This window comes from Streptomyces sp. NPDC059010 (assembly GCF_042740355.1).
GTDB lineage: Bacteria > Actinomycetota > Actinomycetes > Streptomycetales > Streptomycetaceae > Streptomyces.
Map to the genome: position 1 here is coordinate 304,928 of NZ_JBHYJA010000002.1, position 23,907 is coordinate 328,834.

Sequence of the window (23,907 nt, forward strand, 5' to 3'; positions counted from 1 at the left end):
ACCCCGATATATCGGTGTCTGGTGGGTTGGGATTTGTGTATAAGAGACTGGTCGTGGTCCGGGTAGAGGGTGCGGGCGACGTCGACTCCGTCGACGACCTCGTAGCTGCGGTTCCAGCCGCTGGCGGACAGCTCCTGGGCGGAGGTCACGCAGGGGGCGTAGCCGTGGCCGTCGACCTCCATGTTTCCGTACTGGGCGTCCGGGGAGCCGGCCTGGCCGTGCCACAGCAGCATCCAGACCTGGCCGGTGGCGGGGGTGGCGAGGGCGCGCAGGAGGGCCTCGTAGGCGTCGTAGCGCCCGGGCGTCACCTGGCGCAGCATGTGCTCGACCTGTCCGGTCGAGGTAGTGCCGCTCGCGCTCACGTCTTACCGCCCTTTCGGGAAATTTGGCTGTGCGCCCAGCTTAGGCGCTCCGCTGGGAGAGCCGGAGGGAGCTCGGGACTTGATGTGGTGTGCCGTCTGCGGGCTCGTTGTGGCTTGTCGCGCAGTTCCCCGCGCCCCTGAAGGGGCGCTGCCCCAAAGGGGCGTTACCAGTCCCGCTACAAGTCCCGCTGGTAAAACGGGCGGACCTTGTGGCGCATCCACTCGATCACCGGGTCCTGGGCCACGTCCAGGAGGACGAGGTTGACCGGCCACTGGACCGGGGTGCGGCCCAGGGCGCGGGCGAGGGCGTCCATGGGGGCCGCGCGCAGGTCGCCCTCCCTCTGGGAGAGTTCGACGCCTATGAACATCACCGGGGTGGCCGTCTCGATCGCCGCGAGGCAGCGGCGGGCCGTGGCCACGACGCCGGTCCCGGCGAACTCGGCGGACGCCGTCGCGAGGAAGTCGACCGGCTCTTCCTGCCAGTCGGGTTCGTAGAGCCGGACGCGGCCGCCGGAGGTGAGGCCGTCCAGCGGGGTGCGGCCCACCCGGCAGAGCTCGGCGACCGCCGCCGGGGGCAGCGGGACACCGACCACGCCGTCCGGGTTCAGGGCGATGCCGATCTGCGGGGGCAGACCGCGGGCGAACTCCACGGCGGGGGCGACGGTGTACGACATGTGGGAGCCGACGACCTGGCGGAACTGTTCCTCGGAGCTGAAGACCGGGACGTACGCCTGGCCCTCGATCTGAACCGTGGGCAGGTCCAGCGGGCCGCTGTGCGGGCCGCCGCCGCCGGGCAGGGGCACCCAGATGAAGCTGCGGCCCAGCACCTCGACGATCCGCCCGCCGGCCGAGGGCAGGCCGAGGGAGGCCGAGAGCACCTCCTCCAGCTCGTTGCCGGGCCAGCCGCCGTGCGGGTGGAGGTGTGTCTGTGCCGGGAAGTCCGCGGGAAGATCCGCCGGGAAGTCCATCTGTCTGACCGCCTGCTGTGAACCACGTCTGAGACCCAAGAGGCTAGCCGGTGCCGGCCCCGCTCTGCGCTACGGCCGGTCATCCCGCGCACGACCGGTCAGCGCGTGCCCCCGGGGCGGTCAGCCGGTGAACCCGATCCGGCGCAGTACGTCCGCCGCCGAGCGGTCGATCAGGACCGCAGAGTTGCAGCCCTGGGGCAGATGGCCCTTCTCCACCGAGCGCAGGAGGCGGGCGGCCGCCGTGCGGTGCCGAAGGAAGGCGTAGCGGGAGACGCCTCGGCCGCGCTCGCGCTGGCCCTCCAGGGCGGTGCCGGGGGTGACGTCGAGGAGGAGCAGGTGCAGGGTGCCGCCGCGGCGGTGGGCCTCGCGGGCCAGCCAGGCGCGCACCCAGGCCTGGGTGCCGCAGTCGTGCACGACGACGCCCTTGCCGGAGCGCAGGGCGCGGCGCAGTCCGGTGTAGTGCGCGAGGCGGACCAGGGGGCGGTAGACGGCGTAGGGGAGGAAGCCGGGCATACGGGCGGCCCAGCGGTCCCGGGTGTCCTGGGAGTCGATACGCAGGCCCTTCACGGTCCGCCGCATCAGCGTGGACTTGCCGCTGCCGGGCAGACCGGTGACCACGACGAGGTCCTCGGGGCCGAAGAGCAGGGCGTGCGGACTGTGGCCGGAGCGCTCGCGCAGATCGCGGACCACGGGTGCGTGGAGCGTGCCGCGGGCCTCGACAGCGGGGGCAGTGGGCTGCTTGGGCAGCGCGATGCCCGAGGTCGTCGCGTACGCCGTGGTGCGCTTCACCGTCATCGTCCTCCTCCGGGGTCAGGAGTCCCTTCCCCACTGAGCGTAAAGAGAAGGTAATGGATGATCTCTCGCATTTTCGTTCGCTTACTGCCACAACCCGGTTACAGACACGGCCCTGCCGAAGCCGGGCCGGGCGTGCAATGATGTCCGCGCCAACTGCATACCGGCCGTTTGAATCCGCGCGGGAGAGTCCCCAGCAGTCCATCGCTGGGGCGCCGAAGGAGCAAGTCCCTCCCTTGAATCTCTCAGGCCCCGTTACCGCGCGGGCGAGGCACATCTGAAAAGCGGGCCACCCCTCTGTCCTGGCGAAGAGGCGTGGCTCCACCCAAGGTGCAAGCCGTGATCGTCCCCGTGGCGGTCGTGGCGAACCTCTCAGGTTCCGATGACAGATGGGGAGGAACGACCTCGCCCGTCATGCCTTTGGAGACCAACGACCGATGAGCAGCACCGCACCCTCTGAGCAACGCCGTACCGCGCTCGATGCCCTGCATCGCTCGCTCGGCGCGACGATGACCGACTTCGCCGGCTGGGACATGCCCCTGCGCTACGGCTCCGAGCGCGACGAGCACAACGCCGTACGGACGCAGGCCGGGCTCTTCGACCTCTCCCACATGGGCGAGATCACCGTCACCGGCCCGCAGGCCGCCGCCCTCCTGAACTTCGCCCTGGTCGGCAACATCGCCTCCGTCGGCCTCGGCCGCGCCCGCTACACCATGATCTGCCAGGCCGACGGCGGCATCCTGGACGACCTGATCGTCTACCGGCTCGCCGAGACCGAGTACCTGGTCGTGGCCAACGCCTCCAACGCCCAGGTCGTCCTCGACGCCCTGGTGGAACGATCCGCCGGCTTCGACGCCGAGGTCCGCGACGACCGTGACGCGTACGCGCTGATCGCCGTACAGGGCCCCGAGTCCCCCGGCATCCTCAAGTCCCTCACCGACGCCGACCTCGACGGTCTGAAGTACTACGCCGGTCTGCCCGGCACCGTCGCCGGTGTGCCCGCGCTCATCGCCCGCACCGGCTACACCGGCGAGGACGGCTTCGAGCTGTTCGTGAAGCCGGAGCACGCCGTCGAGCTGTGGCAGGCGCTCAGCAAGGCGGGCGAGGGCGTCGGCCTGGTCCCGTGCGGGCTGTCCTGCCGGGACACGCTGCGCCTGGAGGCGGGCATGCCGCTGTACGGCCATGAGCTGACGACCTCGCTCACGCCCTTCGACGCCGGGCTCGGCCGGGTGGTGAAGTTCGACAAGGAGGGCGACTTCGTGGGGCGCGCGGCGCTGACCGAGGCCGCCGCCCGTGCCGAGGCCGCCCCGCCGCGCGTCCTGGTCGGCCTGATCGCCGAGGGGCGTCGCGTCCCGCGCGCCGGGTACCCGGTCGTCGCCGGCGGCGAGGTCATCGGCGAGGTCACCTCCGGTGCCCCCTCCCCCACGCTGGGCAAGCCCATCGCCATGGCGTACGTCGACGCGGCGCACTCGGCGCCGGGCACGGCGGGCGTCGGTGTGGACATCCGCGGCAGCCACGAGCCGTACGCGGTCGTGGCGCTGCCGTTCTACAAGCGACAGAAGTAGAGAGACTGGCCCAGAGGCAGTCCGGCAGTGGCCCGTGCGTGACCCTGCGCACATTTCCGCTGCTCACACACGTTTCCAGCAGTACCCCATTCATCACCACTCCCGCGCGTACAGGAGAATTCAGGCCATGAGCAACCCCCAGCAGCTGCGCTACAGCAAGGAGCACGAGTGGCTGTCGACCGCCGAGGACGGCGTCGCGACGGTCGGCATCACCGAGTTCGCGGCCAACGCGCTCGGCGATGTCGTCTACGCCCAGCTCCCCGAGGTCGGCTCGACCGTGACCGCGGGTGACACCTGCGGTGAGCTGGAGTCGACCAAGTCGGTCTCCGACCTGTACTCCCCTGTCACCGGTGAGATCACCGAGGTCAACGAGGACGTGACGAACGACCCGTCGCTGGTGAACTCCGCCCCCTTCGAGGGTGGCTGGCTGTTCAAGGTACGTGTCACGGAGGAGCCGGCCGACCTGCTCTCCGCCGACGAGTACGACGCCCACACCGCCGGCTGAGGAGCAGCACCCCCTATGTCTGACATGCCTGACAAGACTCTTCTGAACGCACCCCTGCACGAGCTGGACCCGGCCGTCGCGGCCGCGCTCGACGCCGAGCTGGAGCGTCAGCAGTCCACCCTGGAGATGATCGCCTCCGAGAACTTCGCGCCCGTCGCGGTGATGGAGGCGCAGGGCTCGGTCCTGACCAACAAGTACGCCGAGGGCTATCCGGGCCGCCGCTACTACGGCGGCTGCGAGCACGTCGACGTGGCCGAGCAGATCGCCATCGACCGGGTCAAGGAGCTGTTCGGCGCCGAGTACGCCAACGTCCAGCCCCACTCCGGGGCCTCCGCCAACCAGGCCGCCCTGTTCGCCCTCGCCCAGCCCGGCGACACCATCCTGGGGCTGGACCTGGCGCACGGCGGCCACCTCACCCACGGGATGCGGCTGAACTTCTCCGGCAAGCAGTTCCACGTGGTCCCCTACCACGTGGACGACTCCGGCCTGGTGGACATGGCCGAGGTGGAGCGGCTCGCCAAGGAGCACCGGCCGAAGGTGATCATCGCGGGTTGGTCGGCGTACCCGCGGCAGCTGGACTTCGCGGAGTTCCGGCGGATCGCCGACGAGGCCGGGGCGTTCCTGTGGGTGGACATGGCGCACTTCGCCGGGCTGGTCGCGGCCGGGCTGCACCCCAACCCGGTCGAGCACGCGGACGTGGTCACCTCCACCACCCACAAGACCCTGGGCGGGCCGCGCGGCGGCATCATCCTGGCCAGGCAGGCGTTCGCGAAGAAGCTGAACTCCTCGGTGTTCCCGGGCTTCCAGGGCGGTCCGCTGGAGCATGTGATCGCGGCGAAGGCGGTCTCCTTCAAGGTCGCCGCCTCGGAGGAGTTCCGGGAGCGTCAGCGGCGTACGGTCGAGGGCGCGAGGATCCTCGCCGAGCGGCTGACCGCCGGCGATGCGCGGGCGGCCGGGGTGAACGTGCTCTCCGGCGGCACCGATGTGCATCTGCTCCTGGTCGACCTGCGCGCCGGCGAGCTGGACGGGCAGCAGGCCGAGGACCGTCTGCACGAGGTCGGCATCACGGTCAACCGCAACGCCGTCCCGAACGACCCGCGTCCGCCGATGGTGACGTCCGGCCTGCGTATCGGCACCCCGGCGCTGGCCACCCGCGGCTTCACCGCCGAGGACTTCACCGAGGTCGCGGACGTCATCGCCCAGACACTCAAGCCGTCCTACGACGCCGCCTCGCTCAAGGCCCGGGTCAAGGCCCTGGCCGACAAGCACCCGCTGTACCCCGGTCTGAACAAGTAGTTCCTTTTTGTGGGGTGTCCCGCACACTGGTCAGTGAGCGGGCGGGGCACCCCGCAGAACTCTCTGCACCACCCCAATTGAGGAGTCCCCGTGGCCATCTCGGTCTTCGACCTGTTCTCGATCGGTATAGGTCCGTCGAGCTCCCACACGGTCGGCCCGATGCGAGCGGCTCGTATGTTCGCCCGTCGGCTGCGCAACGAGGACGTGCTGTCCCGCGTCGCGTCGGTCCGGTCCGAGCTGTACGGCTCGCTCGGCGCGACCGGGCACGGCCACGGCACGCCCAAGGCGGTGCTGCTGGGCCTGGAGGGCGCCTCGCCGCGCACGGTGGACGTGGAGGGGGCGGACGAGCGGGTCGAGGACATCAAGTCCGCGGGCCGGCTCCGGCTGCTCGGCGAGCACGAGATCCCGTTCTCCTTCGACGACGACATGGTCCTGCACCGCCGCAAGGCGCTCCCGTACCACGCGAACGGCATGACGCTGTGGGCCTACGACGCACAGGGCGCCGAGCTGCTGTCGAAGACGTACTACTCGGTCGGCGGCGGCTTCGTCGTGGACGAGGACGCGGTCGGCGCGGACCGCATCAAGCTGGACGACACCGTGCTGAAGTACCCCTTCCGCACGGGCGACGAGCTGCTGCGTCTGACGCAGGAGACGGGCCTGTCGATCTCCTCGCTGATGCTGGAGAACGAGCGGGCCTGGCGCACCGAGGACGAGATCCGCGCGGGCCTGCTGGAGATCTGGCGGGTCATGCGGGAGTGCGTGTCACGGGGGATCGCGAAGGAGGGAATCCTGCCGGGGGGCCTGAAGGTCCGCCGCCGTGCCGCGGTCTCGGCCCGCCAACTCCGCGCGGAGGGCGATGCGTTGGCCCACGCGATGGAGTGGATCACGCTCTACGCGATGGCCGTGAACGAGGAGAACGCGGCGGGCGGCCGAGTCGTCACGGCACCTACGAACGGCGCGGCCGGCATCATCCCGGCGGTCCTGCACTACTACATCAACTTCGTGCCCGGCGCCGACGAGGGCGGCGTGGTCCGCTTCCTGCTCGCCGCGGGCGCGATCGGCATGCTCTTCAAGGAGAACGCGTCCATCTCCGGCGCCGAGGTCGGCTGCCAGGGCGAGGTCGGCTCCGCCTGCTCCATGGCGGCGGGCGCGCTGGCCGAGGTGCTCGGCGGCTCCCCCGAGCAGGTCGAGAACGCCGCCGAGATCGGCATGGAGCACAACCTCGGCCTCACCTGCGACCCGGTCGGCGGCCTCGTCCAGATCCCGTGCATCGAGCGCAACGGCATGGCCGCGGTGAAGGCGGTCACGGCGGCGCGGATGGCGATGCGGGGGGACGGCTCGCACAAGGTGTCCCTGGACAAGGTCATCAAGACGATGAAGGAGACCGGCGCCGACATGTCGGTCAAGTACAAGGAGACCGCGCGCGGCGGGCTGGCCGTCAACATCATCGAGTGCTGAGCGAGAAGAACGAGTAGTCGAGCCAGTCCTTCTCCAACGTCCCGCCGGAGAAGTAGGACTCCAGGAAGCACACGACCGTACGGTCCCCCACTTCCCAGGTCTCGTCGTTCGGTACCACCTTGGTCCAGCCGAGGCCGTCCTCCTCGTCGGACGTCCAGTTCTCCGAGGCTTCCAGATAGGCCTCGTCGCACAGTGAGCGGGCCTCCTCGTCGATCGCGTCGTCGCCGGGGTACCCGAAGCCGTCGTCGAGTTCCGTGTTGGCCAGGGTCTGCACGTCGTGCGGGCCGTCGCAGGGAACGAGCAGGACGTAGGAGATGCTCTCCGTCTTGTCGGCGCAGTCGCCGACGGCGAGGTCGTCCACGTAGGTCTCCTCGGACCCCGGATCGGTCTCGGTCTCGGTCTCGGTCTCGGTCTCGGTCTCCGACGGCTCGATGTCCGTGGGCTCGTCGGTCGGTTCGTCCGTCGGTTCGTCCGTCGGCTCGTCACTCGGCTCATCCGTCGGCTCGTCGGTCGTTACGACGATGTCGTCCGCGCCCGTGCCGCCGGTGGACCCGTTGTCGCCACCCTGGGTGAACAGCACGGCGCCCGTCGAGATGCCCAGCACGGCGACCGTGAGTGCCGCCACCCGCAGCCAGGTATGCCGGCGCCGGGGCGGTGGGGCGGGCTCCGTGAAATCGCCGGGCGAGGCGGTGGACGGCGTGTACGGCAACTGTTCGCCGGGCCAGGGCCGGTAGGGCGGCTCCGGGTCCGGGACGTCGGGCGATCCCATGGAGCCATCGTGCACAGCGGGCGGGTCCCGTCCACCTGCAATGCCCAATAAATCATGACTAATTATTTAGTACTCCACAAACAAGATTCTTTATCTATTTGCCTTTCTTCGGGTATTCCGCACCTCTACGGTGGTCCCGCATCCGCTCGGGGGCGGAACGTTCACCGGCCGTGTCGGCGGCCGGTACGGGCCGGGAGGTGAGCCGTGTCTTTGGGGGAATTGGCACGCTGTGCGTCGGACGCGGCGGAACTGACCGCGCTGCTGACACGGTATCGGCCCGACGGGCCGGGATCCGATCCCGCCGTCCGCGAGGCACACCGTCGGGCGCTCGAAGCGCTGCGCAGGGCGGAGGAGAGCGCCCGGGCGCCGTTCAGCATCGGTCTGGTCGGGGAGGTGAGCGCGGGCAAATCCCTGCTGCTCGGGCTGCTGCTGGGGCTGCCGGAACTGCTCCCGGTGGGTGAGGAGGCGGTGACCGGGAACGTCACCCTCATCCACGCGAAGGCGGGATCCGCCCAGGCCCGTGAGTCGTTCGAGTCCGGCGTGCGCGTCGAGTACTTCAGCCAGGGGCAGACGCTGGACTATCTGCGCCACCTCAGGGACACGCTGGCGGAGCAGGCTCGGAAGGGAGGTCTGTCACCCCAACTCGTGGGTCGGTTACAGGAGTTGCCGATCCGTGAGCCCGACTGTGATGAGCTGCTCCGCTTCCGGGACACGTATCTGACCGGCGGTCTGGCACAGTCGCTCGCCGGAGTGCTCCAGGAAATCGACGCTCTGGACCAGGCGTTGCGGCGGATGCGCGAGTCCGGTCTCCCGCTCGGACACACCGCCGATCTCACCGCCGAACTCGCCCGCGCGGCCGTGGTCCTGCCGGGGGCGGACGCCGAGCGCGGCGCGGATCCGCGCACCGGCCCCTGGTCCGGCGCCTCCGACAGCTCCGGCAGCACCGCCCGTCCCACCGACTCCGGCCTCGGAGGGCGGCTCGACGCCGACCTGCTGGGCGCGACGCTCCCCCTGATCCGCAGGCTCGTCCGGGAAGTGCGCGTGGCCCCGTCCGTCTGGGACCTCAACGAGTTTCCCGGAGCGGAGCTGCGGTTCCTCGACTTTCCGGGGCTCAACAGCGACTTCAGCGCCGTACGGGACGAGTATCTGTGCGGCGCGGAACTGCACTCGGTGCACACCCTGCTGATGCTGCTGAACTGCGGCGGCCCTGCCACCGACACACTGCAGCGCATCTCCCGGATGTGGCGAGCGGCGCGGCGGGCGGACTCCATGGAGGACTCCGTCATCGCGCTGCTCAGCCGGTTCCACGACCTGCGTGTGGCCGAGCCGGTACTCGAATCCTTTCGGCACGGCCCCCAGCCGCTCACCAGGGAACTGCTGCTGAACGGCATCCCGGTGCTGCGGGACCTGCTCGCCAGTGCCGAGCGCCTGGTGACCCCGACGCATGCGACCCGGGCGGCCATGGGACCGGCCGACCGTGTGCTGCTCACCTCGGTGATGCGGGCGATGAGCGTCGGCCGCCTGCACGAGGGGGTGAGCAAGAGGTTCCGCGACAAGTGCGACCTCGACTCCCAGATGGCGAAGGCGGACGAGCGCGCGGAGACCTGGCGCGACATCGGCGGGCGGCTCAGCACGGACGCCCTGAGCGGCGGCCTGGACCGGATGCTCACGGACTTCGCGGACAACGGCGGGCTGGAGCGGCTGCGCGGTCGGCTGGCCGACCATGTGAGCCGGCACGGTGCCGCGCTCCGTCTGGGCCAGTTCGCCGAACGCCGCGAGGAGGTCGTCCGGGCGCTGCGCGAGCTGCACGCGGCGCTGGAGGCGTCGGGCGGCCGCAGTCGGGTGGACCACCGTTCCGAGACGGCGGTGAAGCGGCGTCTGACCACCCTGTCGGCCGTGTGGACCGAGGTACGGGACGGGGCCGCCGTAGAACTCCTCGACGCCCGCCGTCTGTACTCGCGCGGGCCCGGAGGAGCCCCCGGTCCGAGCCTCTTCACCGAGCTGGAACGGGACACCGCCGAGCGGGTCTACGCCTGGCCGTCCTGGAACCGGCTGCTCGACACGGTCCATGAGGAGCATGTGGACCCGCGTCGGCTCCGGGGCGACCACCGGGTGCCCGTGCGGACGGACGAGTTCTTCGCGGAGTTCCGGGACGCCTGCCGGGAGATCGAGGCGGCCGGTTCGGCGCGGCTGCTGGCCGCGGTGGAGGCCTGGCTGCTCGGGTATCAGCAGCGGGTCGTGGCGGCCGCCACCGAACTGGCGACGGTGGTCACGGAGGATGTCTTCGACCTGCTGCGCTCCTCGCCCGACGGTGAGCGGCTCGCCGCCCGGCTGCCGCGTGCCGCGACCCTGCGGTGGCTGCGCGACGAGGCGGAGAAGGCGCTGCGCGACACGGATCCGGCCGAACCGCAGGTGGACGAGGAGCGGTTGCGCCAGCACTTCCCGCTGCGGAGCGGGCACATCCTGCCCTGGCATCCGGACAACCTCGCCGGTTCCGCCGCGGACGCCTCGTCGGGGCACCAGACCACCATCGCCCGGCACCGCCGGGAGCTGACGGCGATGGTGCTCCACCAGGCCCTGGCGGGGCTCGCCCGTCGGCAGCGGCTGGTGGCGGAGCATCTGCGGAGCCAGGCCGACGCCTTCATCACCGAGCTGCGCGCACCGGCGCTGACCGGCGCGCTGGTCACCGCGGTCGCCGGGGGCAAGGAGAGCGAACACGGCCTCGCGGGCCTCGCCGAGCAACTGCGGCTGCGTACGGCCGACTCGGCGTACTCCTGGGAGACCTCCGACTGGGACTCGGAGGCCATCCCCTGGGGGTCCGGCGGGCCGTTCGGCGGAGGGCCCTTCGGTGGCGGGCCTCCTGGCGGTGGGGGGCCTGCCGGCGGACGGCCCTTCGAGGGAGGGCCACTTGACGGGGGAGTCACGCCATGACGCTGCAGACCGTGCTGCTGGGCACGGACCGGGCCGGGACCATCGAGCTGCGTCCCGACGCACAGGGCCGGTACACGCTGCCCACGGTCCGGCTGGTGCCGACGGATCCGGGTGCCGGTCCGGTCTGGGTGGAGTACTTCGCCTGCCGGGCCGAGGGCGTGCCGCCGTCCGCCCGGGACTGGGCCGAGCGCCTGGCCGACGCCTGGGAGGGGGCCGATCCACGCGGGCGCCGCGTCGAGGGGACGCACGACATACGTCCGGCCCCGGTACCCCATCCCGGCTTCATGGACGCACAGGGGACGACGACGCTGCGGCTGGTGGTGGACGTGGAGTACTTCCACATCGACCCGCTGACCGGCCGCGAGGTACGGGGCATCCCCTACCGCAGCGGCACCTACGGCACGGTGTCCTTCCTCCGCCCGGCCGGCGCGCCGCACGACGCACCGACCGCCGTCGCCGCGGAGCCGGCGCCGACCCTCGCCATGGGCGTCCCCGCCGATGCCACGGGCGCCCCCGAGGCGCCGCTCCCCACCGCCGGGCCGCCCGCTCCGGCCGTACGGGTGCGCAGTCGCGTTCTCGACAAGGACGACGAGTACCTGGGGCACGCGGCGATCGACTACGGCACCTGCAACTCCACGGTGACCTTGTACGACGGTCAGTTCAAGGTGCGGGAGCCCTTCTCGCCGGCCCGGGTGGCGCGGCTGCGCGAGGGGGTCCTGAAGCATGTGCTGGGCGAGCCGTATCCGGACCTCGTCAAGGACGAGTGGGAGTCGGTGCTGGCCCTGGCGCAGGCCGGGATGAGCGACGGCGGGACGGCCGACCCCCGCTCCCCGGCCGAGCTCGTCGGCGCGGAGACGGGGACGGTGCAGCTCTTCCGGCTGTGTCTGCTGCTTGAGCAGCGGATCCCGGACTGCTCCCATCTGCTGCGCGCCGAGCTCGCGACGCGTCTGCACCGGTGCTACGACGCCGCGTTCGACGTGCCGCCGCTGGAACAGATGCGGCTGTTCCGGGTGGAACTGGGTGACGGTACGCCGGAGGTGTCCAGTCGGCTCGAAGTGCTGTCCACCGCCCCGCTCACGGTGCGCCTCGGCGAGCCCGAGCGGCTGACCGGCTCGGGCATGACCCCGCCGGGCGGTGTCGCACAGGCCCCCCTGGAGTCGTACCGCGGGCTCAAACTGCAGCTCGGCAGGGGAGTTGTGCTGGACGAACTGCCCGGGAACCCGCCGCCGACCTCGGACCTGCTCATCCAGTCCGCCCTCGGCTATCTCGTCGACCGAGCCGACCGCTACATCTCCCGGCAGGACCCCGGCCGCCTCGGCTCGGGCCGGCTCAACGACCTGGTCGTGACCTACCCGACGGTCGCGACCCCGGACGTGCGGCGCGCCCTGCGGACCCTGGTGTCGGAGGGGCTCGGGGTCGACCGGGTGTCGATGCACTTCGACGAGGCCGTGGCCGCCGTCATGTTCTTCGTGATGCGGGACTTCGGCGGCGATCCGAGCCTGGGCGTGGAGGCGTTCCGGGCCCGCTCCCGCCGGCTGGGGTCGGGGCGTGCCTGGACGCAGAACGTGCTCGTCTGCGATCTGGGCGGCGGGACCTGTGACCTGGCGATGCTGAATCTCACGCTGGAGGACACCACCCCCGTCGAGGTGCTGCGGCATCCCGACGCGGAACGGCTCGGCCGGCACTACACGCTGACGCCGACCGTGCAGGGGTCGAGCGGTCACACCCAGCTCGGCGGCGAGCTGCTGACGCTCTCGGTGTTCCACTGGCTGAAGTCGGAGCTGGCGGACCGGCTGATCGCCGCGCACCCGGAGCGGTTCCGTTCGGATCTGCAGGAGGCCAAGTCCGTCTATCTCGACGAAGCCGGTCAGTATCGGCCGGGGAGCCTGGCCCGGGACGCCCACTCGGTGCAGTCCGACCGGCGTTCCCAGGCCCGGCGGCTGGCCGAGGTCGCGGTGCCGACGTGCTGGCGGACGGCTCCCGCCAGTGAGCTCAAGAGGATGCGCTGGACCTTCGAGCAACTGTGGAACCTGGCGGAGCAGGCGAAGATCCATCTGGGCGGCTCCGACTCCACGTCCGCGAGCGGTCCGTCGCCGTACCGCTTCGGTGAACAGGAGCTCTCGGGTCTGCTGGACAGTCTCGGCTGGGGCGGCGACCCGCGCACCGGCGTCGAGTTCGCACTGGACACCGCCGGTTTCCGGCAGCTCGTCGCGGGCCCTCTGGAAGCTGTCGCGGCCCTCGCCGACGGTCTGCTCAGCGAGCGGCTGCTCGACGGCGAGCGGCTCGACCGGGTGATCCTCACCGGCAAGTCCAGTGCCATGCCGCTGGTGCGGGACGTGCTGATCCGGCGGCTCGGAAAGGGCCGCGACCTGGACTGGGACCCGGCGAACATCGAGGTGGAGCGGGAGTACGCCAAGACGGCGACGTCGATCGGTGCCGCCTGGGCCGAGCAGGTACGGCAGACCTCCTTCACCTCGGAGGGGTCCGTGGACACGCTGAAGGACGGACCCACCATCGTCCGGATCGACGTCGACAACCTGTTCTTCTCGCTCCCGTGCCAGTTCGAGCTGGCCATGCTGGAAGGCGCCGGGGACCGCACCCTGTTCGGTGCCAACACGATGCTGCACCACCGTGTCCACACCGCCGGTGAGCCCCCGGTCCTGGCGGTGCGCAGCGCGGAGGCCGAGCCGATCCAGGAGGTCATCAGGGTCATCCGGGTGCGCCAGGGCGCGGACGACATCACGTGGGGGCAGTTCAAGTGTCCCGAACCCCGCGGGCAACGGGGTGGTGGCCCGGCCGGCGGGTTCCCGGCCCGGATCTGGCCGGACAGGATCCGCGCGCGGTACGAGATCACCGTGGAGCTGGACGCGTACGCGTACTTCTCGCAAGGGGACCCGCACTACACGGTCGACCCCCGGGGCCCGTCGATCGACGTGTGGAAGAGGCTGACCAAGTCAGGGCTGCTGCAACAGGGTGAGCGGCCGGAAGAGCTGCCGATGGCGATCAAGGTGAACTACACGATCGCCGGTTCCGCCCAGACGGGCCCGGGACAGGAGGTCTTCGCCACCGGCAGCGCGTTCACGGAGGTGTTCCACGACTCCGACGCGCCGGGCGCGCCCGCACGCCGGGGGCTGCTCGGAGCGGAGCCGCTGCCCGAGTCACCCGCTTCCGGGGAGTGGGAGTTCGGTGTGACGATCCAGGACGGCGACACCGTACGCACGATGACCCTCGGACGGCTGCCCCGGCCCGAGACCGAGGCCAGGTCCCGCGCACTGTTCGTGGCCTCGCTGGACGAACACGGCGCGCTGCGCCTGCACCTGGGCGGCGTGCCGTTCTGGCAGGCGCGGGATCGGGAGCACGTGGAGGACGAACCCGGGCGGGTGCTGCGGCATCTGATGACCGTCCAGGACAAGGGCCGGGCCGATCAGGACGATCCCTTCGGCGGCCTGCAGTGACGGCCCGGCCTGGTCCGGGCTCCGAGGTGCGGGTCCCCTGGGAGGATCTGCTGCGCACCGAGGACTCCCTGCTCGCCTCGGTGGCGGCCGCCGCCCTCGACGGCTTGCGCGGCACCCTGCGCGCGGCGCTCGCGGCCGCCCCGGCCGACCGGGGTGCGGTCGCGTGTACGACGCTGCTGGAGGCACTGGACCGCCTGCTCGCCGTGCCCCGGGAGGGCGAGCCCGCACCGGCCGTGGTTCCGGAGGCCGGCCCCTCACACGCACCCGGCATCCCCGACGGCGTCATCACCCCCCGGGTACCACCCCGCCCCGCCGCTCCCCCTCCCCCGGCACCCCCACCGACCGCTCCCCCTCCCACCGCTCCCCCAGCCACCGCTCCTCCACCCACCCCTCCCCCACCCATCCTGGCGCTGGCCGCCGAGCTCGCCGGATCCCCCGAGGTCGATGACTTCGCGACCGGTGCGGTGCCGCCCGCGGCCGACGGGCCGGGGGGTGCGGACCGGGTGCGGTGCTGGTATCACCTCACGCTGCTCAGGCTGCCCGACCGGCATGCCGGTGTCTGGCGTGCCCGGGCGGCGGAGGCCGATCCGGCGGCGCGGGAGCCCTGGCGGACGCTGCGGGGCTGGGCCGACGAGGTGCTGCTGCCCCCGGCGGAGGATGGCAGGCCCGGGATCCGCACCGTGCGGGAGAAGGTCACGGAGGCGACCGACCTCGCCGCGCTCGTGCTCGCGCTGCACGAGCACGACGAGGCGCTGTGTCTTCTTCTCGACCGGCTGTGGACGGGCGGTTCCACACGGTTGACGGATCCTCAGGTGTCGGGTGCCTACCGGGGTGAGCTGACCAAGCGTCTGGAGTCGCTGGAGCGCAGCCCGCGCGACGCTGCCGAACGGCTGCGGGCCTCGGTGTCCGTGGACGAGGCGCTGTGCTCGGTCACCCATCTGCCGCCGGGCGCGCCGGGCAGCTGGTGGAACCGGCTGGCGGAGGAGTCCCACGCGGCCCCGCTCGATCTGTGCCGTGAGCTGCTCGCGGCGGGCCGGAACGTGGAGGCCGTACTGCCGGCCCGGCCCTACCGTCAGGCCCGCCGGCACACCCGGGCGGGCGACGACATCCGGCTCGGCGTCGGCGGACGCCCGGGCGACACCCTCACCTGTCTGCGGCTCTGGCTGCGCGTCGGCGACCAGGTGTTCCCCGGCCGGGTGGTCTACCGGGGCCAGGAATGACGTCCCCCGTCGTATGGCCGGCTAAGCCCCAGTACGCGTCGGCGGTGCGCAGGCCCGGCGAGGTGTTCGCCGATCCGCGGCTGTCCCGGTGCGAGATCCTGTTCGGGGCCACGGGGATGCCGCTCGCGTCGACCGGCCGTAACGCCATCGTCTTCGCGGCCCGGACCCGGCAGGACGAACGCGTGGCCATCCGCTGCATGTCCCGTGAGCCGGCCTCCGGCGGTGAGCGGTACCGCGCGCTGACCGCGCACCGGCACGCCCAGCCCGTCGAGCACGGCACACCTCTGGTCGAGGCCGAGTGGATCGAGCACGGCATCAGGCTGTCGGGGCGGTGGTGGCCGTTGGTCCTGATGCCCTGGATCGAGGGCAAGTTGCTGGACGAGGCGGTGTCGGACCTGTGCGGCGACCGTGCGGCGCTGCACCATCTGATCGGCAACTGGCGGGTGGCGATGGGCCAGTTGATCTCGTCGCGGATCTGCCACGGCGATCTGCAGCACGGCAACATCATCGTCGGGGACGATCTGCGGGTGGTCCTGGTCGACCTGGACGCCGTATGGGTGCCGTTCGCCGCACATCTCCCGCCCGGCGAGTTCGGGCACCGCAACTACCAGCACCCGCACCGGGACATCGGCCACTGGGGTCCCGGTGCCGACGCCTTCCCGGCGCTGGTCATCCTGCTGTCGCTGCGGGCCGTGGCCGCTGATCCCCCGCTGTGGACGGACCGGCCGGACGGGGAGCATCTGCTGTTCACCCGCGACGATCTGCTGGCCCCCGGGCGCACGAAGATCTGGAAGGGACTGGCGCGGTCGCCCGACACGGCCGTACGGCGGCTGGCCGAGCGGCTCGCCGACCTGTGCGCGGGTCCGCCGGACGCGGTGCCGCCGCTGGAGCACGTGCTGCGCGCGTGCGCGGCGGGCGGCCCTCCGCACCCGGCGTACGCCGCGTCATGACACGCCGGCAGGGGTACGGACGGTGGGAGTACGAGCAGTGGCGACGACCCGGCAGCGTACGAGGGAGACGTCGTCCTCCTTCATCGCCCGCGAGGCACGCAACTCCCTCACCCTGACGCCGAATTCGTCCGAGCCCGCCTGTTCGAGGAACGTCCAGACGGTGCTGCCGTGTTCGTCGGCGGCCGCCTCCAGGGCCCACTGCGCGAGCGCGTCGGTCATCAGCAGCAGGACGTCGTCCGGCCCGCAGGCGCCCTCGGTGGTCCGCAGCACCGGGGCCAGGGACGCCGACGCCTCCGCCCGGGTCGACACCAGGTCGGGGTGGGTGTCGAACTGGTCGGGCCGGTCCAGCGGGAACAGTTCGGTCGGGCGGCCTTCGCGCAGATGGAACAGGCAGGAGTCGCCCACGGCGAACGCCCGGTACTCCATCAGCGGCCCGGTGCCGACCCGGGTCGAGGTCACGTCCCGGGTGTCCACGCCGACGAAGGTCGCCGCCGAGCCGCGGGCCAGGGCCCCGCGGATGTAGACGGGGGCCTCGGCGGACTGCGTGGTCTGCTGCGCCCACAGCCCCCGCGACTCGTGCAGCCAGCCGTCCAGCGCCTCGGGCCCGCTCCGGTCCGGCCCGTCGAGTTCGGTGACGAGGAAGGCACGGGCCAGCAGCGTCGCCCAGCGGCCCGAGGCGAACGCCCGGGACGCGCCGTCGCAGACCGCCGCCCGGTGCGCGTTCCAGGCGTGCGCGTCCTCGCACTCCGCCGCGCTCCCCTTGGGCACGACGAGCGCCTCGCACAGCAGGACGGCGTGCCCCGGCGGCGGGCCGTTGTCGCTCAATGCTCGCCGATCAGAGAGGTGGTGCTGGTCCCGATGCGCAGAAAGTCCATCAGGGCCGTCGCACCGCCGTTGAACACGAACCCCCGGGCACCGGACGCGATCCGGCCCCCGTACCCCGACGCCTGGACGAGCGTGCCGGGCAGGACGCTCGACATCTCGAAGAGCAGCCCGGCCTGGGGCACGTCCGTCGGCGCGAGCACCGGGAAGGACAGGGGCGTGCCCGGTGCCTCCGACAGATGCAGATTGAACAGCAAGGTGCGGCCGTCGCCGGTCTCCAGCTTGGTGATGCGCCGCGCCGGACCGCGCGGATCCCCGTCCGTGGCCTGGCCGTCCGTGATGTTGAGGACGATCGGCGGGAAGGAGGAGCGGTGCTCCTTCACCCAGCCGCGCAGCACCTTGTACGCCATGGACAGCGCCTCGCACATCGGTGTCCAGCCGGCGTTGAGGGGCGCGATCCACTCCGGGACCGTGGTCTGCTCGTGCTCCACGCTGCCGTCGGCTCGGCGCAGCGTCCGGGAGTGCTCGACGGGGCGTCCGGTCCCCGCGTAGGCGTGCACGGGGACGAGGGCGCGGCGGCGCGAGGTGCCGGGCAGCAGGGGCCGTACGCCGTTCCCGGAGTAGCCGATCACCCCGACGTCGAAGTAGTGCCGCGGCAGTTCCTGGAAATCCTTGGTGCATTCCAGTACGACCGCGTAGAGCAGTTCGTTGATCATCGCGGCCAGGGCCGAGGCCTTCGGCGCGGGGCTGCCGGAGATCGGGGCGCCCATCGAGTAGGACTGGTCGAGAAGGAAGAGGAAGCAGCCCGGGTTGCGCCTGCTGATCTCTTGCTCGTACACCGTGGCCTCCCCGTGCCGTGCGGTGGTCAGCTGTCCTGCGTCACTGGGGGCGGCCGAAGAAGCCGCGGGTGCCGTCCCCCGCACGGCTGCCCAGGCTGCCGAGGCGTCCCAGCCGGCTGCCCGCGGTGCCGTCGGCCGCGTCGAGGGAGGCCCGTGCCCGCCCGACCCCGCCGAGGCCCTCGGCGAGCCGGTCCTTCACGGACGCCGACTCGCCGCGCAGCGGGTAGTCGCCCTCGTGGACGATCCGGCTGTACGAGCCCTCGCGCACCCAGCGGTCGAGTTCGGCGGCGCGGACCACCAGCAGGGGGTGGTCCGAGGACGGCATCATCCATTTGACGATGCGGTTGCGCAGGCCGGTGGCGTCCTGGAACTCGGCGGCCTGTTCCAGGAAGGCGCTCGGGTTCATCTCGGCGGTCTGCCGGCCGCCCGCGAGCATCATCAGCGTACGGACGGCGGCCTCCAGGTCCTGTCCCACGAGGAGGCCGGCCCGGTCCCCGGACAGTTCGGACTTGCGTCCCCAGTCCTGCAGGCCCAGCTCGATCCCCTTCAGCACCAGGGGGCCGCCGGGCACCCCGTGCAGACCTCCCGCGCCGACCGCGGCCAGGAACCAGGCCACGCTCTGGTAGAGGGCGTGCCCCGAGATGGCGTGACCCAGTTCGTGTCCGATGACGAAGCGGATCTCGTCCTCGTTCATCTGGTCGACGAGTTCGGCGCCGAGCACGATGAACGGCTTGTCGAAGCCGATGGTCACGGCGTTGAAGCCGATGCCCCGGTTGACGTAGAGGCTCGGCGGCTCGACGACGTCCAGGGTGTGCGCGGCCTCGTTCATCACCTGGTTGAGGCGGGGGAACTGGGTGTCGCCGACCTTCACCGCGCAGGCGAGGTGGTGCATCCGCATCGCGGCCTCGCCCGGGGCGCCCATCACCTTCCTGAGCACGAGGTCGAAGCCCTTGGCCTTACGTACGGTCGACAACGCGGCCTGCGCGAAGGGGTGTTCGTAGGCTTCGGAGGAGATTCCCGGGAAACGCACCCGGCGCGGGGACGTGGTCACTGTTCCTGGCTTCCTGACAGCGGCAGGAGCACGCAGATTCCGCCGCCGTGCGGTTGATCGCATTCCTGACAGGGCACCGGCAGCTGCGCGACCGCCAGGGTGGTGCCCGCTGCCGTACGCCAGACAGGCATCAGCAGGAGATTCCATTCACCGACCGGTGGCGGCCGGTCCGCCGACCGGGGAGCCGGGACCGCGTCCAGGCTCAGCAGGGCGCGCCGCGGGGTCCGGTCCGGACCCGGCGCCCGTCCCGGGATCACCCCGCTCGTCGCACGCACCACGCCCCGCCAGAGCCGGCCGACGAGCCCGTGCCTGGCCGGCTCGACCCAGAGGCTCCCCGCCGCCAGGCCCTGCCGGGTGAGCAGAGCCTCCCGGGCACCGTCGACGTCCTCGGCGCTCCAGGTCACCTGCAGATCGAACTGCCGGAAGACGCCCGCCGACCGGGCCGCTCCCGCACCGTCCGGTGCGTCGGGGCAACCGGGCGAGAACATGACCATCGACACGGCGGAGGGCGGCTTCGGCGTCTCCGGGTGCTGCGGTGCGGCCACGTGCTGCGGTTCGGGCCGCACCGTCACATGGCCCGGTGCCGGGGTGCGTTCCGGCGTCGGGCGCACCGGAGCAGGACGACCGCCGCTGCCGCCGCCAGGGCTGCCCACACCAGCCGGCTGTCCACCCGGGCGGCCGGTGACCGCCCTGAGGCTTTTCCCCCGATGGCCACCGGCGTGCCGCCGAACCTCTCCTCGGGGGCGTCGGCGAGCACCACGAGGTGTTCGTCGGGGGCCGGCCGGGGCAACGCGTCCGGATCGTGGAGGCTGTTGAGGACCAGGGCACGTCCGGTGACCGTCCCGGCGAGCAGGGCACCGGCGTGGTCGACGAACGCGTTCCGCGCCCCGGCCCCGCCGATCCCGGCCACCCATGAGCCGGTGGGCGTGGACGGCGACGGGGCGGACGGGCGGTCGACGGGTGACCTGCTGTCGGCCGTGTCCGCAGGCCCATGTACGGCGGTGCTGCCATGTCCGCGTACGCCGGTGTCGGCATGTCCGCGTACGGCGGTGTCGACCAAGTCGCCGGCGCCCGCTCCCGGTTCGGGTGGGCCCGCGAACAGCGTGGCCACGGCCGCCTCGTCGAAGACCTGGTCGAGGGCCCCCAGCGCGCCCTTCTCAGCCGCCGCAACGGCCTCATCGCCCCGGCCCTGGCCGTGGACGTGCTCCTCCACGAGCCGGGCCGCCCAGTCCGTCTCCGGTCCCGGGCCGCAGTCCCCGGTGAGGGCGAGGGAGAGCCGGATGGGGGTGCCGGTGACGTCCTCGCGCGAGGTGGTCAGGCCGCCGAGGTAGGCGCGCCAGGACACCCCGTCGGCCTCCACGAGCAGCAACGGGTAGTCGAAGTCGGCGTATGCGCCGTACCGCTCCCACCAGCGGTCTTCCGGAAGCGCGGGGAAGAAGGTGTAGTCGTCCTGCCGTCGCCAGCCCCGTGTCAGTACATGTGCTCGCACCGTCGTTTCCTCTCACGCCCGGCGGATGGTGATCGGTGGTGACGGGTTCACAGCTCGCGAATCCGGGGCCCCATGGGGCGCAGCGCCAGGTCGGCGACCAGCTGCTCGAAGTGCTCCTCCTGGCGGAGCGCGCGCACGGCCTGCTTGCGGGCGAACTCCCCTCTCTCGCGCAGTTCCCACCGCTCGCCGCTGACCAGGCTGCGCCAACGCTCACGGAGGGTCATCGGGCGGCCCCGTACGACCTCGATCTCCCTGTGGCGCTCCTCCCACTGCCGGGTCTTCTCCTGCTGCCCGGCGTGCCGCACCGCGGCGAGGTTCTGGCAGACGGCGATGAGGATCTCCTCGGCGCCCTTCACTGAGATCTCACCGGGAGGGCGCACGGTGAACTCGGCGCTGAGCTGGAGCCCGTCCCCGTCCGGCAGCCAGCTCTGGGCGCCGGTCAGCTCGACACAGCCGAGGGTGTCGAGGGGGCAGTAGAGGATCTGGGCGTGCGGGGCATTCGCCCGGACGACGTCCAGGGCGCGGCCGTAGATCTTCTCCACCTTCTTGAACAGCAGCCCGGATTCGTCCTTCGAGCCACCATTGTCATTGAAATAGCTCTCGCACTTCATGGGCACCAGCAGAAGGAGAGCGCGGTTTTCCGGTTCCGTGCCGCGGGCGGTGGCCCAGGATTCGGCCACTTGTTCCACCTGGGCGATTTTCAGCAGTTCCGGAACCATCCGTTCATGTTCCGGGTCGGTGGCGGACATCACGACGGTAGAATCCACCGGAACCAGTAGCACCGTACTTCGGCTGATGAACTCGCGGCACTCCTGCCACTTTTCCTCGGGACGCGGGGCGTGCTGCTCCGGACTCAGCCATCCACCGGGAAAGTCCAGCACGTTCAGATACACCGCGATACCGGCTATCCCGGTCTCCAGGGCCAGTTTGTAGTACGTCATGCGCTCGGTGCTGCGCAGCGCCTGCCTGCGGAAAGATCCCGCACGGACCGCCCCGCGCAGCTCGTTGAGCCTGCGGTTGACGGCGTCGGTCGTGGGCTGGTCATGGACACGCAGTACCGCATCCCGGCCCGCCAGAATGCGCGGCGCGTCCTCGATCAACGACACGATCAAGGAGGTCTTTCCGACCCGACTGGGGCCTACTACACCTATTCCGAACCAGAGTTGTTCCTGTGGCTGCTGCTGAAATCCACCCGTTGCCATGATCCCCCCGATAACGCCTCCGGCCGGCGATCATCATTCGTGTGGCCGGAAACGGCAGGAAGTCAGCATGGCACGACGGACGGCGGGCGGACATGCCCTTTCCGAAATTACTCTCGGCATGCTCGTCAAACCCCTGCTCGTGCCCGACACGCGGCCGTACCATCGGGCTCACATTCGCTCGCCCTGGGGGGTGGCGACGCCAAATCGGTTCGGGGGAAGCGCACATGGGAGAGGTACGGGAGGCGCTCGATTTCGACATCGCTCTCCATGCCGTGGGCAACGCGCAGATGGCCCACCTGAGGACCACGATCGGCAGCTGCCGCGTCGAGCGGCCGCTCCTCACCGCCGATCCGCGGGCGAACGCACTGCTGGAGCGGGTCGCCGATCGCGTCAGGCTGTCGACGGACCTGCCGGGCCCGGCGACGGCACTGGTCCGGGAGCTGGGCACGCTGATGTTCGGCTCGCTCTTCGACGAGACGGCCCGAGCCCTGTTGCTGCGCTGCCGGGCCCAGGCCCAGCACGACCGGCGGACGCTGCGGATCAGCCTCAACGCCCACTCCGGCGGTCTCGACCGGCTGCCCTGGGAGTTCCTCTACGACCCCGTGGCGGGCGAGCACCTCGCGGTGGACCACGCCTTCGTCCGTGAGCTCGATCTGCCGACCACCCGGGGCCCGCTGTCGGTCGAGACCCCGCTGCGGGTCCTCGGCATGGTCGCCCGCCCCTCCGACCTGGAGGAACTCTCGGTCGAGCAGGAGCGCGCGGAGCTGCACCGGGCCCTGCGCGAGCTGATGCGCGCCGGAATCGTCGATCTCACCTGGGTGCCGGGCCAGAGCTGGCGCGATCTGCGCGAGGAAGTGCGGCGGACCCGGCCGCATGTGCTGCACTTCATCGGGCACGGCGGCTTCGACCCCGGCACGGGCGGCGCCACGCTGGCCTTCACCGACGGCAGAACCGGCGACCGGCACGAGATGCCGGCGCCCGACGTCTCCCCGCTGCTGAGCGACGGCACCCTGCGGCTGGTGGTCCTCAACGCGTGCGGCACCGACTACTCCCCCACCTCGGACCCGTTCTCCAGCCCCGCCGCCGCCATCCTGCGCAAGGGCGTGCCCGCGGTGGCCGCCATGCAGTTCCCGATCAGCGACCGGGCCGCCCTGGAGTTCGGCCGGGAGTTCTACACCTGTCTGGCGCGCAACGACGCCGTCCATGTGGCCGTGCAGAAGGCCCGGCTGGCGATGCGCACCGAGCTGAAGGGGTCGTTGGAGTGGGGGACGCCGGTGCTGTATCTGGAGTCCGGAACCGACCGGATCTTCGATGTGCACCCCCAGCCGACCGCCGCTGCCGTGCCGTCGACGGCGCGTCCTCGCCCGAGCGGAGCGGACCGCCCCGACCGCGGCACCGACCGCGGCCCCTGTTCCGCGCACGGCGTGTGCCTGGAGCGGCCGACCGTACCCCGGTTGAGCCTGGTCCAGGAGCTGGGCTCCCGCGCCTCGGCGCACTCGCTCGGTTTCAGTCCCGGCGGTGAGCTGCTGGCGATCGGAGCGGAGAGCGGCACCGTCCAGATCGTCGACGTCGAGAAGGGCCGCACGGCGCTGACCCTGTCCCTCGGCCTGCTCAACCACGGCCCTCGCACGGTCCGTTTCAGCCCGGACGGCACCTTCTTCGCCGCGGCCACCAAGCACCGGATGCGTATCTGGCGGACCGCCAACGGGAAGGAGGTCGGCGCCGTCGACTTCGGGCGGGAGACCGTCAGCGGCCCGCGCCGGCTGTGCTTCAGCCCCGACAGCGCCCGTATCGCCACGGCCGGCTGGACGGAGGCCGCCATCTGGCGGGCCGAGGACGGGCGGATCCTGCACCGGCTGCCCGTCCACCACACGGTGACCGACCTCGACTTCAGCCCGGACGGCAGCCACCTGGTGACGGCCGACACCGCGGGCCGGCTGCTGCTGTGGGACACCCACGGCCGGTACACCCCCGCCCGCACCTTCGTCCACACCGAGCCGGCGCGGGCCGTGGTGTTCGGCCGCCCCGACGGCAAGCGCCTGATCACCGGGGGCGCCGACGGGTTCGCCTGTCTGTGGGAACTGCCGTACGGCACACCGGTCCGCCGCATCCCCCACCGCGGCGCCCTGAACACCGTCGCCGTCGGCCCGGGCGGGCGCGTCCTGGCCCCCCGGGCCGACGACCGCCGGGGCTGCCTGGTGTCGCTGGTGAGCGACAAGGTGCACGGGCCGGC

Annotated in this window: 18 protein-coding genes, 1 pseudogene and 1 riboswitch; of the genes and pseudogenes, 9 read left to right on the forward strand and 10 right to left on the reverse strand. The window is 71.6% G+C overall.

Features of this window, described 5'->3' with window-relative positions; genetic code table 11:
• The 3 genes and pseudogenes from ACFWYS_RS03540 to ACFWYS_RS03550 all read right to left on the reverse strand — a co-directional run.
• Positions 1 to 362, reverse strand: a pseudogene (locus ACFWYS_RS03540) (hypothetical protein); the annotation flags it as partial.
• Positions 363 to 538: 176 nt separating this feature from the next.
• Positions 539 to 1,330 carry an enhanced serine sensitivity protein SseB gene (locus ACFWYS_RS03545; RefSeq protein WP_384762694.1) on the reverse strand — a complete coding sequence of 264 codons (792 nt, stop codon included), beginning with the start codon at positions 1,328 to 1,330 and terminating at the stop codon, positions 539 to 541.
• Between the two features lie 120 nt (positions 1,331 to 1,450).
• Positions 1,451 to 2,125 (reverse strand): AAA family ATPase, encoded by a 675-nt coding sequence (locus ACFWYS_RS03550; protein ID WP_384762696.1) that lies wholly within the window; start codon positions 2,123 to 2,125, stop codon positions 1,451 to 1,453.
• 169 nt (positions 2,126 to 2,294) lie between these two features.
• A riboswitch (glycine riboswitch) is annotated at positions 2,295 to 2,393 on the forward strand.
• A gap of 166 nt (positions 2,394 to 2,559) precedes the next feature.
• Between ACFWYS_RS03550 and gcvT the strand changes: the two genes are divergently transcribed.
• The 4 genes from gcvT (at position 2,560) to ACFWYS_RS03570 (ending at position 6,946) form a co-directional block, all read left to right on the forward strand.
• Complete coding sequence (gene gcvT, locus ACFWYS_RS03555; RefSeq protein WP_384762698.1) at positions 2,560 to 3,687, forward strand: glycine cleavage system aminomethyltransferase GcvT; 1,128 nt, start codon at positions 2,560 to 2,562, stop codon at positions 3,685 to 3,687.
• 127 nt (positions 3,688 to 3,814) lie between these two features.
• Positions 3,815 to 4,192: a glycine cleavage system protein GcvH gene (gene gcvH, locus ACFWYS_RS03560; protein ID WP_384762700.1), complete on the forward strand. Its 378-nt coding sequence runs from the start codon at positions 3,815 to 3,817 to the stop codon at positions 4,190 to 4,192.
• A gap of 24 nt (positions 4,193 to 4,216) precedes the next feature.
• Positions 4,217 to 5,488, forward strand: coding sequence for a serine hydroxymethyltransferase (gene glyA / locus ACFWYS_RS03565; RefSeq protein WP_384762825.1), 1,272 nt, complete (start codon positions 4,217 to 4,219; stop codon positions 5,486 to 5,488).
• A gap of 90 nt (positions 5,489 to 5,578) precedes the next feature.
• Entirely contained in the window at positions 5,579 to 6,946 is a 1,368-nt protein-coding gene (locus tag ACFWYS_RS03570) for an L-serine ammonia-lyase (protein ID WP_384762701.1), read from the forward strand.
• Here ACFWYS_RS03570 and ACFWYS_RS03575 read toward each other — a convergent pair.
• The gene (locus ACFWYS_RS03575; RefSeq protein ID WP_384762703.1) at positions 6,933 to 7,715 is read right to left on the reverse strand and encodes a septum formation family protein; all 783 of its coding nucleotides are present in this window, start codon (positions 7,713 to 7,715) and stop codon (positions 6,933 to 6,935) included. The two genes, ACFWYS_RS03570 and ACFWYS_RS03575, sit on opposite strands and share 14 nt — an antisense overlap.
• Positions 7,716 to 7,919: 204 nt before the next feature.
• On the opposite strand from ACFWYS_RS03575, the gene ACFWYS_RS03580 reads away from it, so the two are divergent.
• Genes ACFWYS_RS03580 through ACFWYS_RS03595 form a run of 4 tightly spaced genes read left to right on the forward strand, consistent with a single transcriptional unit; the run spans position 7,920 to position 16,271 of the window.
• On the forward strand, positions 7,920 to 10,646 hold the full coding sequence (locus tag ACFWYS_RS03580; RefSeq protein ID WP_384762705.1) for a hypothetical protein: 2,727 nt from the start codon (positions 7,920 to 7,922) through the stop codon (positions 10,644 to 10,646).
• Positions 10,643 to 14,101 carry an Hsp70 family protein gene (locus ACFWYS_RS03585; protein WP_384762707.1) on the forward strand — a complete coding sequence of 1,153 codons (3,459 nt, stop codon included), beginning with the start codon at positions 10,643 to 10,645 and terminating at the stop codon, positions 14,099 to 14,101. Before ACFWYS_RS03580 ends, ACFWYS_RS03585 begins: the two co-directional genes overlap by 4 nt.
• On the forward strand, positions 14,098 to 15,321 hold the full coding sequence (locus ACFWYS_RS03590; RefSeq protein ID WP_384762709.1) for a hypothetical protein: 1,224 nt from the start codon (positions 14,098 to 14,100) through the stop codon (positions 15,319 to 15,321). Before ACFWYS_RS03585 ends, ACFWYS_RS03590 begins: the two co-directional genes overlap by 4 nt.
• Positions 15,318 to 16,271 (forward strand): hypothetical protein, encoded by a 954-nt coding sequence (locus ACFWYS_RS03595; RefSeq protein WP_384762711.1) that lies wholly within the window; start codon positions 15,318 to 15,320, stop codon positions 16,269 to 16,271. Before ACFWYS_RS03590 ends, ACFWYS_RS03595 begins: the two co-directional genes overlap by 4 nt.
• On the opposite strand, the gene ACFWYS_RS03600 is transcribed toward ACFWYS_RS03595, so the two are convergent.
• Genes ACFWYS_RS03600 through ACFWYS_RS03625 form a run of 6 tightly spaced genes read right to left on the reverse strand, consistent with a single transcriptional unit; the run spans position 16,266 to position 21,578 of the window.
• Positions 16,266 to 17,096, reverse strand: a complete 831-nt coding sequence (locus ACFWYS_RS03600; protein WP_384762713.1) for a hypothetical protein — start codon at positions 17,094 to 17,096, stop codon at positions 16,266 to 16,268. The genes ACFWYS_RS03595 and ACFWYS_RS03600 overlap by 6 nt on opposite strands.
• Positions 17,093 to 17,932 carry a VWA domain-containing protein gene (locus tag ACFWYS_RS03605; RefSeq protein WP_384762715.1) on the reverse strand — a complete coding sequence of 280 codons (840 nt, stop codon included), beginning with the start codon at positions 17,930 to 17,932 and terminating at the stop codon, positions 17,093 to 17,095. The genes ACFWYS_RS03600 and ACFWYS_RS03605 overlap by 4 nt, the downstream gene beginning before the upstream one ends.
• Positions 17,933 to 17,972: 40 nt before the next feature.
• Positions 17,973 to 18,983, reverse strand: coding sequence for a M48 family metallopeptidase (locus tag ACFWYS_RS03610; protein WP_384762716.1), 1,011 nt, complete (start codon positions 18,981 to 18,983; stop codon positions 17,973 to 17,975).
• A complete protein-coding gene (locus ACFWYS_RS03615; RefSeq protein WP_384762718.1) occupies positions 18,980 to 19,594 on the reverse strand; it encodes a hypothetical protein in 615 nt (204 codons plus the stop codon). Before ACFWYS_RS03615 ends, ACFWYS_RS03610 begins: the two co-directional genes overlap by 4 nt.
• Positions 19,552 to 20,472 carry a hypothetical protein gene (locus ACFWYS_RS03620; protein WP_384762720.1) on the reverse strand — a complete coding sequence of 307 codons (921 nt, stop codon included), beginning with the start codon at positions 20,470 to 20,472 and terminating at the stop codon, positions 19,552 to 19,554. The genes ACFWYS_RS03615 and ACFWYS_RS03620 overlap by 43 nt, the downstream gene beginning before the upstream one ends.
• Before the next feature lie 47 nt (positions 20,473 to 20,519).
• The gene (locus tag ACFWYS_RS03625; protein WP_384762722.1) at positions 20,520 to 21,578 is read right to left on the reverse strand and encodes a hypothetical protein; all 1,059 of its coding nucleotides are present in this window, start codon (positions 21,576 to 21,578) and stop codon (positions 20,520 to 20,522) included.
• A gap of 320 nt (positions 21,579 to 21,898) precedes the next feature.
• Between ACFWYS_RS03625 and ACFWYS_RS03630 the strand changes: the two genes are divergently transcribed.
• On the forward strand, positions 21,899 to 23,907 hold a 2,009-nt coding region (locus tag ACFWYS_RS03630), incomplete at its 3' end, for a CHAT domain-containing protein (protein WP_384762724.1).